Genomic DNA, 16,723 nt, shown 5'->3' with positions numbered 1-16,723 from the left:
GGTGTCATGCCTGTCAGGGGATCAGAAGTCGAACAGCTCTCCCAGAAAGCCGTCGCGGCGGCGGCGCCCGTTCCGGCCGTGGTGGGAGTCGCTTCGGCCGTGGTGGGAGTCCCGGCTATCGGGTGCGGGATTGCTCGGGGCGCGGGTGTCGGTGGCACGGTCGAGGATCTTGTCCAGCTCGCCGCGGTCCAGCCAGACGCCACGGCACCCTGGGCAGTAGTCGATCTCGACGCCGGAACGCTCACTCACCAGGAGCTGAGTGTCATCAACGGGGCATTTCATCGGGTTCCTCCTTCGGGGTTCGCGCCGCGCGCGCGATCCAGGGCGGCGGCGTGGTCGTTCGCGATGTCGCGGACGGCCTTGTGGAGCGTGGGATCTTCGCCGCGGGCGAGTCCCGCGTATTCGACGTGCACGCCCTCGGGGGTGGTGCGAGCCTTGACCCAGATGCGTCGACGGGGCACGAACAGTCCGGCGAACAGTCCCACCGTGGCGAGGATCGCGAAGGCGAGCACCCATCCGCTGGTGGGGTCGTTCTGGATCTGCAGTGACGCGAACCGTTTCACCGGCTCCTGCTCGGACGCCGCCTCCCAGGTGATCGTTCCCCACCCGTTGGGCAGGTCCACGGTGGCGCCGGGGGTGAGCTCGAGGGAGTCCAGGCCGGTGTCGCCGCCGGTGTGCTGGGTGAGTCCGTCGACCTCGAGGGTGTACACCGACCTGGGTGTGCCGTCGTCGATGCCGAGGTCGCCGCTGAACACGTTGAGGGTGAGTACCGGGTTGACCACGTCCGGATAGACCGACGTGAACGCGCCGGAGGGCAGCACACCCTGGGTGGGATAGAAGAAGCCGACCAGGCCGAGCTGCTCGGGCAGCCCGTCGGGGATCTTGATGATCCCGAGCGAGGTCATGTTCGAGTCCTGCGGCAGGAACGGCTGCGATTCGCTCCACACGATCTCTCCTGCGGCATCACGGACGGTGAGGGTCGGGGCGTACCCGTTGCCGAGCAGGTAGATGCGGTCGCCGGCGACGGTGATCGGATAGTTCACGATCACGCTCTCCGCCCGGGCGTCCTCACCGGCGCTGCGGATGGTGACGTCGGCGGAGAAGTCACCCGCCTGCCCGGCCCCCGGGCTGCCGGGCAGCTGATAGGAGACTCGGAAGTCGTCGAGGGTGAGCGAGTACGGGGCCAAGCCGGCGCCGTCGACGAACCGGCCGGGGTTGAACGAGGAGTAGTCGCTGAGCGCGTTGACGAACGTGGTGCCCTCCACCACGACACGCTGCCCGGTGTAGGCGAACCCGCCGCCGATCGCGACCGAGGCGAGCACCCCGACCAGGGCGACGTGGAAGACCAGGTTGCCGGTCTCCCGCAGATACCCACGCTCGGCCGAGACCGACGCCCATCCCGGTCCGTCGTATCGGTGCACCCGGTAGCCGGCGCGGCGCAGCTGATGCTCCGCAAGCCGCACCGCCTCCTCCGCCGGATCCGGGGCGGCTTCATCGGCCGCGACCGTCGTGTCCTGGTAGTCGACTAGGCGGGACAGTCGTGCGGGGGTACGCGGCGGCAGGGACCGAAGCGCCTTGTAGTGGTGCTTGGCGCGGGGGATGACGCAGCCGATAAGGGACGCGAACAGCAGCAGGTAGATCGCGGAGAACCACGGCGAGGAATACACGTCGAACAGGCCGACCGCGTCCGCCAACGGGAACACGTCAGGGTTGTCGCGTTGCCACTGGGTGACCCCGTTCGGGTCGGCGGTGCGTTGCGGGAAAAGCGACCCGGGGACGGCGGCGATCGCGAGGAACAGCAGCAACACCAGGGCGGTACGCATGCTGGTCAGCTGCCGCCACGCCCACCGTGCCCAACCCACCATGCCGAGGGCAGGACCGGTGATCTCGGACGGGGCGTCGGAGTCGAGGTGATCGGCGGGGCGCAGTGGGTCGACGACCGTGTCGGTCTCAGAGCGGGGCGGGAACATTGATCACCACCTGCTGCAGAGCAGACATCAGCGTGGTCCACAGCCCGGTCACCATCAGCACTCCGAGCAGCACCAGCAGGGCGCCGCCGACGATGTTCAGGGCGCGGATGTGGCGGCGCAGGAACGACACCGAGCGGGACGCCCATCCCCAGCCCACGGCGAGCAGCAGGAACGGGATGCCCAACCCGAGCGAGTAGGCAAGACCGAGCAGGCCGGCGCGGGCGGGGTCGCCAAGGTTCCACGACATCGACAGGATCGCCGCGAGCGTCGGACCGATACAGGGGGTCCACCCCACTCCGAGCGCGAACCCGAGCAGCGGGGCGCCGATCAGGCCGGCGCGGCTCTGCACCCGGGGGCGCAGGGTGCGTTGGGCGATGCCGAAGAACCCGATGAACACCAGGCCGAGCACGATCACGACCGCCCCGAGGATCCGGGTGAGGATGTTGCCGTACTGCAGCAGCAGGAACCCGAACGTGCCGCCCAGGATCGTCACTGTGACGAACACCACCGTGAACCCGGCGATGAACAGGCCCACCCCCAGCAGCAGGCGGGTGCGTTCCGCTGTGACCGTCGACCCGGTCGCGGCGGCACCTGGGTTGCTGCCGGCGGCGCCGCCGAGGTAGCCGAGGTAACCGGGCACCAGAGGCAGCACGCAGGGGGAGAGGAATGAGACCAGGCCGGCGAGGGCCGCGATCGGGATCGCGATCCAGAGGGCGCCGTCGACGACCAGCTGCCCGGGGTTCATGACGGGTTCTCCTCGGCGAGGGTGTCGGCGACCAGGGTGGACAGGATGGAGGCGCTGGCCAGCTGCCCGATGACCCGGGCGGCGACTCTCCCGTTCCGATCGAGCACGAGGGTGGTGGGGGTGGCCTGGATCGGGGTGACTTGGGCGAACGCGAGCTTGACCTTGCCGTCGTTCACGTCGATCACGCTCGGGTAGGTGACGTTGTTGTCACGGGCGAACGACAGGGCGGTGGCGGGCTGGTCGTAGGTGTTCACGCCGAGGAACGAGACGCCCTGGTCCTGGTACTCCTGCCAGACCTCTTCCAGCAGCGGCGCCTCGACGATGCACGGTCCGCATGCGGCGTACCAGAAGTTCACCACCAGCACCCCGCCGCGGTAGTCGTCGCTGGACACGCGCTCGCCGGTTTCGGTGACCCCCTCGAACGCGACCGGTTCGCCGCGGTCGGGCTCCGGGATCTCCACCACTTGGAACTCGCCGGCGATGTAGCCCTTCTCGTTCCCGTCCCGGTACTGCTGGGCGAGCGAATCGCTGCTCGCGCACCCGGCCAGTACGACGACTGCCAGCAGCACCACGGCTGCGGCGAACACGCGGCCGCGGGTCACGAGCGGCGGACCTTGATCATCGCTCCGGCGACCAGGAAGACCACCGCGGCAGCCGGTTGCGCGGCCGTCCACACCGGCCCGGAGAACGGGAACGGGAACACCGGGTTCCACAGCACCGCGATCGCGGCGAACACCGGCAGCCACCACCACTGCCGAGCCTGCACGGCGAACCAGCCGACGATGACGGCGAGGATCGCGGCGACGAACAGCACCAGCAGGAACCAGTCTCCGCCCATCAGCACCGGGGCCAGGAACAGGACGACCGCCGCGAGCAATCCCGGGGCGAACGCATTGCGCTGATAGACGGACGGCACTCGTTGCTTGGCCATCATGGTCTCTGCCCCTCCGCGACGGGCTCCTGCCCGTCCTGCGTCGTGTCGGCGCGTTGCGCGGTGGCAGCTCGCCGCCGTGCCCACAGCACGCCGACGAGGACGATGACGCCCGCGCCGAGGGCGACGTCGGCGAGGTTACCGATGAACCAGGTGCCGTAGGCGAGGAAATCGGTGACGTGCCCGACACCGAACCCGGGCGGGGAGAACAGTCGGTCGATGAGATTCCCGATCGCGCCGCCCAGGATCAGCCCGAGCCCCACGGCCCACCACACGGTGCGAGCTCGGACGACGGCGATCACCAGCAGCACCACGGCAGCCACCCCGAGGAGGGTGAGCAGCCCGGTGAACCCGGCGCCGAGGGAGAGGATCGCACCGGGGTTGAACGCGAGCTGCAGCCCGAGCAGATCTCCCAGCAGCGGGATGCGCTGCTCCGTGCTCAGCCCGGACAGCGCGGCCGCCTTGGTGGCCTGGTCGATCAGCACCACCACCGCGGCGATCACGCAGGCGATCGCGAGTCGTGTGCCTCGGTTACGAGCCATCTGTCTTGCCACTCGTCGAGGAATCTGCCTGGGCCGCTGCTGCGGCGGCGCGGTCGCGGCGGCGCCGTTCCCTGGCCACCATGAGCACCACGACCAGTGCCCCGCCGACGATCATCACACCGCTGATGACAGCCAGAACGGGGAAGATCTCTCCCCCGCCGGAGGCCTGACCGCCGTAGCCGTCATCCGCGGATTCGGCGGTGGAGGATGTGGGAGATGGTTCGGGCGTGTGCTCTGTGGCGGTGGGCGCGGGAGTGGGGGTGTTGTCGGGGATCGCGGCGGATTCGAGGGTGTACGTGTACTCGTCGCTGATGGGGTGGCCGTCGCTGGAGACGACCCGCCACCGCACCGTGTAGAGACCGGGCTCCTGATCGCCGGTGAGAGCCTGAGTGACCGTCGTGCCGTCGATCTGCGGCTGTTCGGTCGCGAGGTTCTGACCGCCCGGGGTGATCACTTCGATGACGACGGCGCTGCCCACGGTGAGGATTTCGCCGCTGAACGTCAACGAGATCTCCTGCGGCACCACGCCGATGGTCGCGTCAGCCTCGGGGGTGGCCGAGACGATGCTGTCGTGAGCGGCCGCGGACGATGCGGTGGAGAGCACTATGCCGGCTGCCAGCAGCAGGCTTGCCAACAGGCCGAGGAACGCGGCCGGGCGGAACCTGTGCGGCATCCGCGCGATGCCCGGGCTGGTGTCGGTAGGTGAGGAGGGTGTCATGGCGTGGCTTTCAGGGACGGTTGATGATGTGGTGGGCGATGGTGGTGGCGTCTCGCCAGACCCCGGTGATCGTGTCTGCGCCGCGGCCGCTGTACTGCGGCATGCCGGCCACGAATAGTCCCGGGATCCCGGTCTGGGTGCGGGCTGCCCGATCGGTGCGCGCGGCATCGGGCAGCCAGTCGTCGCCCGGTTCGTAGCCGGTGGCGAAGATCACGGAGTCCGGTGCGAGCTCGCTGCCATCGGCGAGTGTCACCACGCCACCGTCTGCGGCGGTTGCGGCGGGGACGATGGTGACGCCGGCGCGTCGCAGCTGGTCGTAGCTGTCGCTGAAGATCGGTTCGGGATGCCGCCGGCGGGTAAGCCACGAGACGGCCGGTCCAGCAGCTGCCGGGTAGCTGCTGCTCGGCCGGTGTCGGCGGGGGCTGCGCACGGACATGGTGACCGTGTGAGACGCGGTCAGCTCACGGGCTAGCTGCACGCCGCTGTTGCCGCCTCCTACGACGAGCACCTTGCCCGGCGGGATCTGGTTCGGGTACAGGTAGTCGCTGCTGTGCAGCACGATGCCAGGGACGCTCACACGTGCGGCCCACTCCGGCATGCGCGGATACGCCGCGGCGGCGGTGGCGCACACGACGTTGCGGGTCTGCACCTCCCCTGCGGTGGTGGACAGCAGCAGTGTGGTTCCGGTGCCGGGACGCTCTACCCCGGTGGCGCGGACACCCCAGACCGTCTCGACGCGGAGGCCCGCCTCGACGAAGGTGAGATAGTCGACGATCTCGTCTACGCGGGGACGCCGGCGTTGATCCCCGGGGAGTCCGCGAGGCGGGAGCGCGCTATGCCGGGCGTCGCTGAGCAGCTCCATCGAATGCCATCGGGATGCCCAGCTGCGCTGCCCCTTGCCGGCGGCGTCGATCACGACGAAGTCCTGCTGCGGACGCAGACCCTCGGCGTTCAACGCCGCGGCAACGGCTAGTCCCGACTGCCCGGCTCCGACGATGATCACTCGCCGGTGTGACAGGCCCGTCCGCATCACTGACCACCGGAGACGGCAGCCGCGATGGCGTCTTCGAGGTCGTTCAGCGTCTGCAGATCGAGCTTCTCCCCGTCGAGGAAGAAGGTCGGCGTGCTGTCGACTCCGAGAGCGCGTCCCTCGTTGAAATCGAGCTCCACCCGTTCGGTGGTGGCGGGATCGGCGACGGCTGCGTCGTAGGCGGCCATGTCCAGTCCGAGCTCTTCGGCGAAGCCGCGGAACAGGTCGGCGCGGGATTCCTGCGCCTCGCCCCACTCCGCCTGTGTCTCGAACAGCCGGTGATACATGTCCTCGAATCGGTCCTGCTGTGCGGCCGCTTCCGCAGCGATCGCCGCGTTCTTCGAGTTGAAGTGACCGGGCAGGGGGAAGTACCGCACCACGTAGGTGATCTGACCGGCGTACGTCTCGCGCAGGTCTTCGACGATCGGGTAGAACGCCCCGCACGCCTCACACTCGAAGTCCAGGAACTCCACGACGGTCACCGCATCCGGTCCGCCGTCGTCCAGCACGTGCGAGCTCTCCCGCACCACGGAGGAGCCGCCGGTGCTGCTTCCTTCCTCCGGGGGTGGGGCGGGGCTTTGATTGGCCAGGGCGTAGATGATCGCGACCAGCACCAGCACGACGACAACGGCGACGGAGATCAACGTCGCTTTCACAGGGGTTTTCATTCGGGTACTCCAAACCAAGACACGGCGCATGACAGGACCCGGGCGTGAGCCCGGGGCGAAGCGCCGTCCAGAGAGGACGGCATGCCGAATGTCAGGTTCGGGAGATGCTCAGCTGCGTCAGTGAGAGGGTGCGCACCCGCGAAAATGTCGACGGGTGGGGAAAGAGCGACAGTATCCGCGGCCAGATCCCGCGTTCAGGAAGGACGCGGCGACGCCACAGCCGGTGAGTCAGCACTGCGAACACCAGCCCGCAGAGAACCCCGAGAACACATAGCGCTGCCCCCATCAGAGCGCTGGTCCCCGAGGATTCGCCAACCGCCGCTTGATGTTCGCCGGCGCCGCTCGGATCGGTAGCGTTGTCGCTCAGCGGCTCGACGTGCGGGTCCAAGAGTGCGGATATTCCCAGCGGCACAGGTGTGGTGCCATCGGTCTCGAGGTGTCCTGCAGCGGCGATGCCCAGCACGAGCAGGAGTGCCAACCCTAGACCAGTAATGATCCTCGTTATCAGAAGACGCTCGCTCAGCACAGTATTGTGCTGGGTTCGAGTCGTCGGGATCATCACCGAAAGCTTACCGTGGGTTTATTCCAGGTCTGTAAACAGGCTCAGACACTTACCAGGTGAGGCTCCTTCACAGACGCAGAATCGTGAGCGGCGGGGACCGAGCGGGGGCGACGAGCGGCGCGTACACCGTTGAGGATGACGATGACCTCGGCGACTTCATGCACCAGCACGACGCCCGCCAGTCCGAGCACACCGAACAGTGCAAGGGGGAAGAGTCCGATGATGATCGCCAGGGCGAGGCCGATGTTGACGGTCATGATCCGCCGACCTCGGCGGGCGTGTGCCAGCGCCCCGGGGATGAGACGCAGATCGTGGCCAGTGAAGGCGACATCGGCAGACTCGATGGCCGCGGCCGATCCCTTCAGGCCCATCGCAATCCCCACCGTCGCGGTCGCAAGCGCGGGCGCATCGTTGATGCCGTCGCCTACCATCGCAGTCGGGCGCGTCATCACGAGAGTCTCGATCGCTGCAGCCTTATCCGCGGGCAGCTGTTCCGCACGCACGTCGGTGATCCCCGCCTCCCCGGCGATCGCGCGGGCGGTGCGTTCGTTGTCGCCGGTGAGCATGACCGTCTCGATGCCCTGAGCCTGCAGCATCCGCACCGTCTCGGCCGATTCTGCGCGAAGCTCGTCCCGCACCCCGATGAGACCGGCGATTTGCCCCTCGGCCTCGACGACCACGACGGTCATACCTTTGGAGGCCATCTCTTCGGCCGCGTCCCGGAGCGCGGCGGGGTCGAGCCAGCGGGCGTTGCCCGCTCGCACGGCGCGCCCATCGACGCGTCCGGTCATGCCCCGCCCGGCCTCTTCGATCACATCGGCCGCAGTGGGGGTCGTGGGACTGGCGGCGACGATCGCCGCAGCCAGGGGGTGCGTGCTCGTCGCTTCTAGCGCGGCGGCCCAGCCGAGCAGCTCGTCCCGGTTGATGCCGGGAGCGGGGCGCACGTCGACGACGGTCGGCTCGTTGCGGGTGAGGGTTCCGGTCTTGTCGAGGGCGACGGTGCGGATCGTGCCGAGCTGCTCGAAGGCCTCCCCGGACTTGATCACCACCCCGAACTTCGATGCAGACCCGACCGCGCTGATTACCGTCACCGGCACCGCGATCGCCAATGCGCACGGGGATGCCGCAACCAGCACCACGAGCGCCCGCTCGATCCACGTCCACGGGTCGCCCACGACCAGACCGAACAGCGCGACGAGCGCGGCCGCGATCAGCACCGCCGGCACGAGCGGCCGCGCGATCCGGTCCGCCAGTCGTGCCCGCTCGCCCTTGCGAGCATGAGCCTGCTCTACAAGGGCGACGATCTGCGTGAGTGAGTTGTCGCGCCCATCCGCGGTCGCCTCCACCCGCAACGTCGCCGACCCGTTCACAGAGCCCGCGGCGACCGCGGCGCCGGGACCGACTTCCACCGGAATGGACTCACCGGTGATCACGGATGTGTCCAGGCTCGAGCGGCCCTCCACGATCACGCCGTCAGTGGCGATCCGCTCACCGGCGCCGACGACGAAGATGTCGAGCTCACGCACCTCCGCCGCAGGGATTATGACGTCTCCCGCGAGGCGCGAGACCCGAACGGTCTCGGGAATGAGGGATAGCAGTGCGCGCAGCCCCTCCTTCGCGCGATCCATTGCACGGTCCTCGAGTGCCTCGGCGAGCGAGAACAGGAACGCCAGTGTTGCCGCCTCCCCGACGTGACCCAGTAGCACCGCTCCGATCGCGGCGATCGTCATCAGCAGCCCCACGCCGAGCCTGCCCCGAAACAGGCGGCGGATCGCACTAGGCACGAACGTGTACGCCCCGGCCAGCAGGGTGACCCACTGCAGGATCAGCGCCGGGATCGGGATGCCGGTCCACGCGAAGATGTACCCGGCCAGCAGGGTGACCCCGGCGATCGCGGAGGGCAGCAGCGCGGTGTCCCGCCACCACGGCGGCCGCACCTCGAGTCCGTCGTCATCATCGTGGTCGTCGTGACCGGGCGCGTGCGTGGCGGTCTTCTCGTCGGGTCCGCAGCATGCGTCACCGGCATCGTGGTGTGCGCGACGTGCCTTGCCGGCCATGGCCGGCTCGTGGACCGGGCCGCAGCAGGCGTCGCCGGTGGCCAGCGGCTTGCTCAGCTGCAGCCGCTTCACGATCGTCGTGGTCTTGCGCGGCTCGTCTGGTCCGCAGCACTCATCGCTCACAGCGCTCCCTCCACCTGGTCGCCGATCGAGGCGGAGGGGCCGCAGCACAGCGGCACGTCACAGTTCTCGTTCGCGCACGCGGCGCCGTCGTCGTAGGCGAGGACCGTGTCGACCAGGATCGTGATCGCGCGGGTCAGGTGCGGGTCAGCGATCTCGTACCGTGTCTGCCGCCCCTCCGAGGTGGCCACCACAATCCCGCAGCCCCGCAGGCACGTCAGGTGGTTGGACACGTTCGTGCGGGTCAGCCCAAGGGACTCGGACAATCGGGCCGGGTAGCCTGGGCCGGACAGCAGCTCCAGCAGGATACGGGATCTGGTGGGGTCGGCCATCGCGCGACCGAGACGGTTCATCACATCAACTCGAGACGCAAGAGTCAGCATGCGATGACTATACATCCATTGCTGTAGTGTTGCGGTCGCGGCCCCGAGATGCTCGCGGACCTGCACCCAATACGTGCGGGCCCTCCGGTGTGTTTGGGCGGAGGGGTCGTAGCGGCTAGGGCGTGTCTGACAATGTCCGAGTCCAGGCATGCCGCCGTCGAGCGGCTGCTTTCTCTCCGTAGATCACAGAGTGTGACTCGGCCATGACGGTGTCCCCGCCGCCTTTTCCGACGAACCGCCAACGGCAAGATAGATCGCGCCGCCGAGGGCCTCGACGTACGTTGCTCGGGCTGCGCGCCGCGCAACGGATTCCCAGGGTCGGTGGTTGCGGTAGGCGTTCGATACCCCGAAAGGACGGTTCAGTGCCGATCCTAAACGCACGAGTGAAGCGCCCCGGGTTTCGTGGAGGCTCGGTTAGTTGGTTCCGGCCCCGGCGGGGACGTGTTCTTGAGCGTATTCGACCGCTGCCTGGGATGCCCAGTGGACGGCCTCTGCTTCGACGGGCGGGGTCATCCCGATCTCGCCGTGAAGGCGTCGGTGGTTGTACCAGTCGATGTACTCCGCGACGGCGATCTCGACATCGCGGATCGATGCCCAGCCGCCCTTCGGGCGCATGACCGGGTTGCGGATGCACTCGGCTTTGAACAGCGAGTTCAGCGCCTCGGCCATCGCGTTGTCGCACGAATCGCCCTTGGAGCCGACGCTGGCGACCGCGTCGGCTTCGGCGAGGCGTTCGGTGTAGCGGATGGCTCGATATTGAACTCCGCGGTCGGAGTGGTGGATCAGTCCGGACACGTCCTGGCCGGCGCGCTGCCGTTCCCACAAGCCCATGTCCAGTGCGTCGAGAGCGAGATCGGTGCGCATGCTCGTGGAGACCTGCCAGCCCACGACGCGGCGGCTGAACACGTCCAGGACGAACGCGGCGTAGACCCAGCCGGCGTGGGTGCGGATGTAGGTCAGATCTGCGACCCAGAGCTGGTTCGGCGCGGTCGCTTCGAAGCGCCGCTCCACCAGGTCCAGCGGCCGCTCCGTCTCCGCACCGTCGCCGAACGTCGTGCGGCGGGACTTGTCGCGCCGGATCCCTTGGATCCCTTCCTGCCGCATCAGCCGCTCGACCGTGCAGCGGGCCACTTCCACGCCCTGCCGATTCAGTTCGGCGTGGATCTTCCGCACCCCGTAGACGCCAAGGTTCGCCTTATGCGTGACCCGGATGTCGACGGTCAGTGCCGCGTCCCTGACCGCCCTCGCCGACGGCGGGCGGACCTTGGCGGCGTAGTAGGTGCTCGGGGCGATCTGCATACCCGCGTCACGCAGGACACGACAGATCGGCTCGACCCCGAACCGGTCGCGGTGCCCGTCGATGTACTCGACGAGCACCGCGGTGGGCACCTCGGCTACTTCAGCTTGCGGTCGAGCTCCGCCGCCGCGAAAAAAGCCGACGCGGTCTTGAGGATCTCGTTCGCGCGACGCAGCTCCCGCACCTCGCGCTCGAGGTCCGCGATCCGCTGCGCGTCCGCGGTCGTCGTGCCCGGCGCGATGCCGTCGTCGACCTCGGCCTGCCGCACCCAGGTCCGTAACGCTTCCGGATGGATCCCGAGCTGGTCCGCAATCCGCTTGATCGCGCCGACCCTCGACTCAGGATCTCGACGCGCGTCCAACGCCATCCGCATCGCCCGATCCTTCAGCTCCTCGCTGTACTTCCGTGGTGCTGCCATGACTCCCACCCTTCACAGGTTTGAGAGCCTCCATCACACCCGGGGCGCTTCACGAGCCATTCCGGCCACCGATCAGGATCGCGAAGACCGGTCACGGCGATGGAAGCCTCGGCAGGCAGCTCTCGTACGAGCCGGGCGATCACGGCGTCGTAGTCGGGCAGCATCTCGATCGCAAACGCGGCGAGCACTCCTCGGGTTCCGCGAGGAAGGTGGTAATCCGCGATGTCGGCGTGGACGAGATTGATGTTGTCGCGGCCCTTCACGCGGCGGCGGGCGCGCTCCAGCATGCCGAGGGAGATATCGACTCCGATCACGCGTCCGGACGGTCCGACCGCGTCGGCCAGCCGTGGCAGCGCCCAGCCGGTGCCGGTGCCGAGATCCACGACCGTGTCGCCCGGCCGCAACTCCAGATCGCGGATTCCCCGTCGGACAAGACGGCGACCGTCGATGAGCCGGTATGGACAGGACAGTACGTCGTAGACAGGAGCGACCCGGTCGTAGAGCCCGCGCACGGCTTCGGCGTCCAGCACTCCGCTGCCAGCACCGGAAGCTTCGCGCCGCCGCACCAAGAACGCGGCCGCAATGGCCAGCCCGAGACCTGCAACGGCAATCCAACGACGCCGTCGCCCGCGCCTTCCAAGGCGGGCGGTGCGCGACGGATTGAACCAGTTCCGCATCATGAGGCGAAAGACGATACCCGCATCAGCGTCTGCTGGACAGCGCCTTGGCCCAAGCAATGACAGCGTTGAGGACGACGGCCGCACGATAGATCACTGCATGCTTGTCGTAGCGGGTCGCGAGCCCGCGCCACTGCTTGATGTGGCAGTAGCGACGCTCGATCACGTTGCGGTTCTTGTAGTCGGCGGCATCGAGCGCGACGGGCCTGCCGCCGTGTGAACTACGCCGCCTGCGGTGCCCTTTCTGATCCGCTGGCTCCGGTATGACGGCCTTGATCCCGCGGGAGCGGAGGTGGCCGCGGATCGCGCGGGAAGAGTACGCCTTGTCGCCACGGATCGAGTCTGGGCGAGTCCGCGGCCGACCCACATCGCGCCCCACCTTCAGCTGCGCCATCAGCGGGAGGAACATCGGCGAGTCACCGGCCTGCCCCGCGGTCACAAGCGTGACCAGAGGCAACCCGTTGCCGTCGACGAGCTGGTGGATCTTCGTCGACAGTCCGCCGCGCGAGCGGCCGATGCCGTGGTCAGGCGGCTCGACGGCCGGATTCGTGTAATTCGATCCAGCCCCCTGTGAGCCGGGTCGTGTTCGTCGCGTGCTGATGCGCGCGGGCGATCGTGGAGTCCACCGACAACGACCAGTCGATCATCCCTTCCGCGTCTGCGACGGCGGTGAGCTTCGCGAGCACGCGATCCCAGGTGCCGTCCGTCGCGATCCGGTTATTCCACGTCCACACCGTCTGCCACGGGCCGAACACTTCTGGCAGATCCCTCCACGCGACTCCCGTCCGGTAGCGGTAGACGATGCCCTCGACCATCGTCCTCGCGTCAGAGAACTTCCGCCCCGGCCTGCCCGTCGGACGCGGCAGCATCCCCTCGATCAGCGACCACTGAGCATCCGAGAGCACTTGAAACCGCGACACGAAATCAGGCTCTCAGCCGACAGCCTCAGCCTTTGTCAGACACGCCCTAGGCTCGGGGCCAAGTGCCTGCCACGTTTCACCATCCCGGGTGAGTCCCATAGCGTGGTGTCACTTCCCGCGGGGTCCTCGTCGTCGTAGACGTTGATGGGCCATCGTGGGAGCCCAGCTGTTTCCGCCAAGAGACAAGAAGAGTGATCCCACGATGACCCAGAACCAGTCTGCCCTGACGACCCTGATCGGCGAAGTCCTCGCCGATCCCGACCTGGCCCATTCCGACGTGTTCCGTCGGATGCTGCAGGCCGGCTTGCAGGTGAATCGCCCTGGGTTTCGTTCCTATCGGTTCCCTGTCCGGCGATCACCGGCTGGGCTGATTCCAGGTCAGCGTAGTACGCGTCCTCGACCTCGACGGGTGGACGGTAGTCGAGCTCGCCGTGGAGGCGTTGGTTGTTCCACCACCACACGTACTCGAGCGTCGCGAGCTCGACCTGCTCGATGGTCCGCCACGGGCCCTGGCGGCGGATGAGCTCGGTCTTGTAGAGCCCGTTCACCGCCTCGGCGAGGGCATTGTCGAACGAGTCGCCCACGGTCCCGGTGGACGGCTTCGCTCCGAGCTCGACGATCCGATCGGTGTAGACGATCGAGAGGTAGTTCGAGCCGTGGTCGGCGTGATGGACGAGCTCGTCCAGCGCTCCCGTGGCGTTGAAAGCGGCCATGTTCAACGCCTGCAACGGCAGCACGTCGGCCTTCAATGTCGACGCGACGTTCCAGCCGACGATCATGCGAGAGAACACGTCGATCACGAACGCGACGTAGGCGAATCCCGCCCATGTTGCGACATAGGTGATGTCCGCGACCCAGAGTCTGCGAGGCGCGGGGGCGGTGAAGTTCCGCTTCACGAGGTCCTTCGGCTGCGGGATTGTCGGGTCCGGTTTCGTAGTGAACACCTTCTTCGACCGCTTCACCCCACGCACCCCGGCCAGCCGCATCAGGCGGGCGGTCTGGTCGCGGCCGACATCCCACCCCTGCCGGCGCAGCAGCGCATGCATCTTCCGTACCCCGTACACGCCGTAGTTCTCCGCGTGCAGCCGCCTGATCTCCCCGACCAGCAGCTCGTCCTTCAGCTGCCGCGCCGAGGCAGGGCGGCTCTTCGCGGCCCGGTAGCCGCGGGAGGTGAGGAACCCTCGCACCGCATCCTTGAGGACGCGGCAGATGAGCTCGACCCCGAACTGATCCCGGTGCATGTCGATGAACCGGATCATCTCGTCGAGGGGCGGTCGAGCTCCTTCGCGAAAAACACGCTCGCGGCCTTGAGGACCTCGTTCGCCTTCCGCAGCTCCGCGTTCTCGCGACGCAACTGCGCGTTCTCCGCCGCGACGTCCGTCGGCACACCGGGACGGACGCCGGCGTCGACCTCGCGACGCCGATGCCACACCCGCAATGTCTCCGGGCTCATCCCCAGCAGGCCCGCCACATGCCGCACCGCGGCCATCAGGTTCGGGTGGTCGGGCTTGGCCTCATCCAGCATCCGCAACGCGCGCTCGCGCATCTCCACCGAGTACTTCTGATTCATCGATTCCATCCTTGCTTGAAGAACGGAACGAAACCCAGGGCGATTCACATCGGTCGACTTATAGTCCACGCCACCGTGCGTGTCAGCGTGTACGAGCAGTACCCCGAGCGTGTCCTCGACGACCTGCTTTGCGACGAGTTCGTTTGGGCGTTCCTGATTCACCGCGGCCTCATTCTGTCGTGGGGACCTTGCCTTCGACACGTGGAGTACGCGGCAGGCTTAGCGCCAAGGTACCGCTGCCAACCACGAGTGCGGGAAACGGCGAAGCCGATCGCGGTCGCTTAGTTCCCGCGATGACGGGGGCGACTCCCGCGGATCCCGGACACGCCGCGCAACCAGCTACGTGGTGATGGACGCGGTTTCGGTTCCCGCATCACGCCCACCTGCGTAGGTAGAGATCGCGGAGATGGCATCCGAGCGCAACCTGACCACTTGGGCCTCCAGAGCACGAGATTGCTGGTAGTCAACCTCCTCGAACGCTCTCTCCTGGGCCTCCTCGCGTTGCCTCTGCTCATAGTGAGCATCCACAAACTTCAGCCAACCGTCATAGAACGATGCCACTGCGTCAAGAACAATTGACGAATCTGAGGCGCCGATGACCGCACGAGCAACTTGCCGGCGTTCACCAATTAGCTCCTCGAGATCATGCATTGCTTGGTCGTATGCCGACCCCCTAAGTCCAGGTGCCAGCGCCGCGAGGAAGTCGGCGTCATCCTGGCTGATTCGTTGTCGTGCTTCCTCGAGGAAGCGCGAAGGGCGGTCGGCAAAGTCTGAGGGACTATTCGTCACCTCCAGTGGAAGCGCAATGACTCCAACGGCGATGCCGATCAGAAAGGCGCCAACGGGGACGCCGAACTGGATCCAATGGACTGCACTCGCGATTGTTGGCGACGCGAGGGCGATCCCAATACCCAGCGCCAATGCGGTCGAAGCGACACCCCACTGCGCTTTGGATCGTCGCTTACGCGCCGTCAGCGTCGAATCCGAAACAGCTGCTCCACGGCGTCTGGTCATGGACTGAATGTACCCAGCGGAACGCGTCTGCCCAGGTTCAGGGAGTCCACCGCTCCTGCGGGGGCGCGACTGGGCCCGCAGCCTCACTCGTGGTCGCGAGCCGACGGTTTGCGTATCGGTCGTAGAACTCGAGCCATCTCGTGTGGACGTCGGTGTCCGTGAGGTGGCTACAGATGAGAACGCCACCGTGTCCCGAGTGGACGAGGATTCGCTCCCACCGGCCTCGTAGGGAGGCAGGCTGCACCTGCAATCGGCAGACTGGCAAGCGGCGCGCCGGGCGCCTCGGCCCGCGACGCCACCAAAGGCACCCAAGGTTGCCCGCGCACGATCTGGATCCGTCTCGGTTCATGATGCGACCGCCTCCGGCACGGGGTGGAGCCAGTCGAGCACCTCCTCGAGACGCGCGGCGATCGACGCCCACGGCTGGTTGAGGTCGAGCGTCTGCGCGCCGATCCGGTTGCCCTGGATGACGACGTCGAGGTCGGGCTGGGCGCCGGCATCCGTCCGCGCGTAGAGGAGGAGCCCGGCGACGGAACCGTCGTGCTCCGTGTCCTCGTTCTTCACGTACGCGAGCATCTGGTACAGGTTCCCCGAGTGGATCGTCTCCTTGCCGTACTGACTCTCCTGGAGGTTCTGCTTGTAGTACTTCGCATCGACAATGAGCGCGCGTCCGCCGCGTCGCAGGGTCACATCAGTCTGCATCGCGGGCAGCTGACCGCTGAAGAGACTCGGCGAATCGAGATCCCAGGCGATGGTCGGTGCTCCCGGAGACAGCTCGAGGTGATGAAACGCGTAGTACTGCCGGAGGAAACGCTCGTAGAGCCTGCTCATCGCATCGTCCGACATCCACTCCGACAGCCGGGCCGCACCGGTGTCCTCGGTGGGAAGGAGCCCCCGGACGATGAGCTCGCAGACCCCAATCAGCAGCCGATACGACGCGTTCGAGCGATGGTAGGTCAACGCATCCCACCGGATCGACCGCGGAGAGATGAGTGTCACCTCGTCGAGATACGGAAGCACGCGCCGGAGCGCGTCGCGGCGCGGCTCCTTCACCTCACCGTGGCGCAGGAGAAGGATGATCACCGACTTGAGCGCTTGATT

The 16,723-nt window shown here is 67.4% G+C and carries 17 protein-coding genes, 1 pseudogene and 1 other annotated feature; all 18 genes and pseudogenes read right to left on the bottom strand.

Translation table 11 applies throughout. The annotated features are described in order from the left end of the window. Window positions 1-21 precede the first annotated feature (21 nt). Entirely contained in the window at window positions 22-282 is a 261-nt protein-coding gene (locus IM777_RS00475; RefSeq protein ID WP_194384195.1) for a TFIIB-type zinc ribbon-containing protein, read from the bottom strand. After that, complete coding sequence (gene resB / locus IM777_RS00470) at window positions 279-1,970, bottom strand: cytochrome c biogenesis protein ResB (protein WP_194384194.1); 1,692 nt, start codon at window positions 1,968-1,970, stop codon at window positions 279-281. The genes IM777_RS00475 and resB overlap by 4 nt, the downstream gene beginning before the upstream one ends. Then, entirely contained in the window at window positions 1,951-2,715 is a 765-nt protein-coding gene (locus IM777_RS00465) for a cytochrome c biogenesis CcdA family protein (RefSeq protein ID WP_194384193.1), read from the bottom strand. Before IM777_RS00465 ends, resB begins: the two co-directional genes overlap by 20 nt. After that, window positions 2,712-3,317, bottom strand: a complete 606-nt coding sequence (locus IM777_RS00460; RefSeq protein ID WP_194384192.1) for a TlpA family protein disulfide reductase — start codon at window positions 3,315-3,317, stop codon at window positions 2,712-2,714. Before IM777_RS00460 ends, IM777_RS00465 begins: the two co-directional genes overlap by 4 nt. After that, window positions 3,314-3,649 (bottom strand): DUF6804 family protein, encoded by a 336-nt coding sequence (locus tag IM777_RS00455; RefSeq protein WP_194384191.1) that lies wholly within the window; start codon window positions 3,647-3,649, stop codon window positions 3,314-3,316. Before IM777_RS00455 ends, IM777_RS00460 begins: the two co-directional genes overlap by 4 nt. Further along, window positions 3,646-4,188 (bottom strand): signal peptidase II, encoded by a 543-nt coding sequence (locus IM777_RS00450; RefSeq protein WP_194384190.1) that lies wholly within the window; start codon window positions 4,186-4,188, stop codon window positions 3,646-3,648. The genes IM777_RS00455 and IM777_RS00450 overlap by 4 nt, the downstream gene beginning before the upstream one ends. Next, window positions 4,178-4,906, bottom strand: coding sequence for a copper resistance CopC family protein (locus tag IM777_RS00445; protein ID WP_194384189.1), 729 nt, complete (start codon window positions 4,904-4,906; stop codon window positions 4,178-4,180). The genes IM777_RS00450 and IM777_RS00445 overlap by 11 nt, the downstream gene beginning before the upstream one ends. Window positions 4,907-4,916: 10 nt before the next feature. Then, entirely contained in the window at window positions 4,917-5,909 is a 993-nt protein-coding gene (locus IM777_RS00440; RefSeq protein WP_237673316.1) for a flavin-containing monooxygenase, read from the bottom strand. A gap of 26 nt (window positions 5,910-5,935) precedes the next feature. Beyond that, the gene (locus IM777_RS00435) at window positions 5,936-6,604 is read right to left on the bottom strand and encodes a DsbA family protein (protein ID WP_194384187.1); all 669 of its coding nucleotides are present in this window, start codon (window positions 6,602-6,604) and stop codon (window positions 5,936-5,938) included. Window positions 6,605-6,695: 91 nt separating this feature from the next. Then, window positions 6,696-7,163: a hypothetical protein gene (locus IM777_RS00430; protein WP_194384186.1), complete on the bottom strand. Its 468-nt coding sequence runs from the start codon at window positions 7,161-7,163 to the stop codon at window positions 6,696-6,698. Between the two features lie 44 nt (window positions 7,164-7,207). Beyond that, window positions 7,208-9,223, bottom strand: coding sequence for a heavy metal translocating P-type ATPase (locus IM777_RS00425; protein ID WP_194385376.1), 2,016 nt, complete (start codon window positions 9,221-9,223; stop codon window positions 7,208-7,210). A 119-nt stretch (window positions 9,224-9,342) separates the two neighbouring features. Then, window positions 9,343-9,726 (bottom strand): Cd(II)/Pb(II)-sensing metalloregulatory transcriptional regulator CmtR, encoded by a 384-nt coding sequence (gene cmtR / locus IM777_RS00420; protein WP_194384185.1) that lies wholly within the window; start codon window positions 9,724-9,726, stop codon window positions 9,343-9,345. A gap of 414 nt (window positions 9,727-10,140) precedes the next feature. Beyond that, window positions 10,141-11,441, bottom strand: a protein-coding gene (locus IM777_RS00415; protein WP_390178949.1) for an IS3 family transposase whose coding sequence is annotated in 2 segments (ribosomal slippage) — window positions 10,141-11,162 and window positions 11,162-11,441 — 1,302 coding nt in all. Because the reading frame shifts where the segments join, the coding sequence is not laid out codon by codon here. Further along, window positions 11,011-11,163, bottom strand: a sequence feature (AL1L pseudoknot). It overlaps the preceding gene by 153 nt. After that, complete coding sequence (locus tag IM777_RS00410; protein ID WP_194384184.1) at window positions 11,408-12,205, bottom strand: class I SAM-dependent methyltransferase; 798 nt, start codon at window positions 12,203-12,205, stop codon at window positions 11,408-11,410. The genes IM777_RS00415 and IM777_RS00410 overlap by 34 nt, the downstream gene beginning before the upstream one ends. Then, window positions 12,144-13,038 (bottom strand): IS5 family transposase gene (locus tag IM777_RS00405; protein WP_194384183.1). Its coding sequence is split into 2 segments (ribosomal slippage): window positions 12,144-12,686 and window positions 12,688-13,038, totalling 894 coding nucleotides; the frame shifts between segments, so codons are not numbered across the junction. The genes IM777_RS00410 and IM777_RS00405 overlap by 62 nt, the downstream gene beginning before the upstream one ends. A 380-nt stretch (window positions 13,039-13,418) precedes the next feature. Continuing rightward, a pseudogene (locus IM777_RS00400) lies at window positions 13,419-14,608 on the bottom strand (IS3 family transposase); the annotation flags it as partial. A gap of 339 nt (window positions 14,609-14,947) precedes the next feature. Beyond that, entirely contained in the window at window positions 14,948-15,622 is a 675-nt protein-coding gene (locus IM777_RS00395) for a hypothetical protein (RefSeq protein WP_194384182.1), read from the bottom strand. Between the two features lie 345 nt (window positions 15,623-15,967). Then, on the bottom strand, window positions 15,968-16,705 hold the full coding sequence (locus tag IM777_RS17090) for a 5-methylcytosine restriction system specificity protein McrC (protein ID WP_237673315.1): 738 nt from the start codon (window positions 16,703-16,705) through the stop codon (window positions 15,968-15,970). Between the last annotated feature and the right edge of the window lie 18 nt (window positions 16,706-16,723).

The organism is Microbacterium luteum (assembly GCF_015277875.1).
GTDB lineage: Bacteria > Actinomycetota > Actinomycetes > Actinomycetales > Microbacteriaceae > Microbacterium > Microbacterium luteum.
Note: the sequence above shows the minus strand (reverse complement) of the source record. Positions and strands in the feature narration are given on the sequence as shown.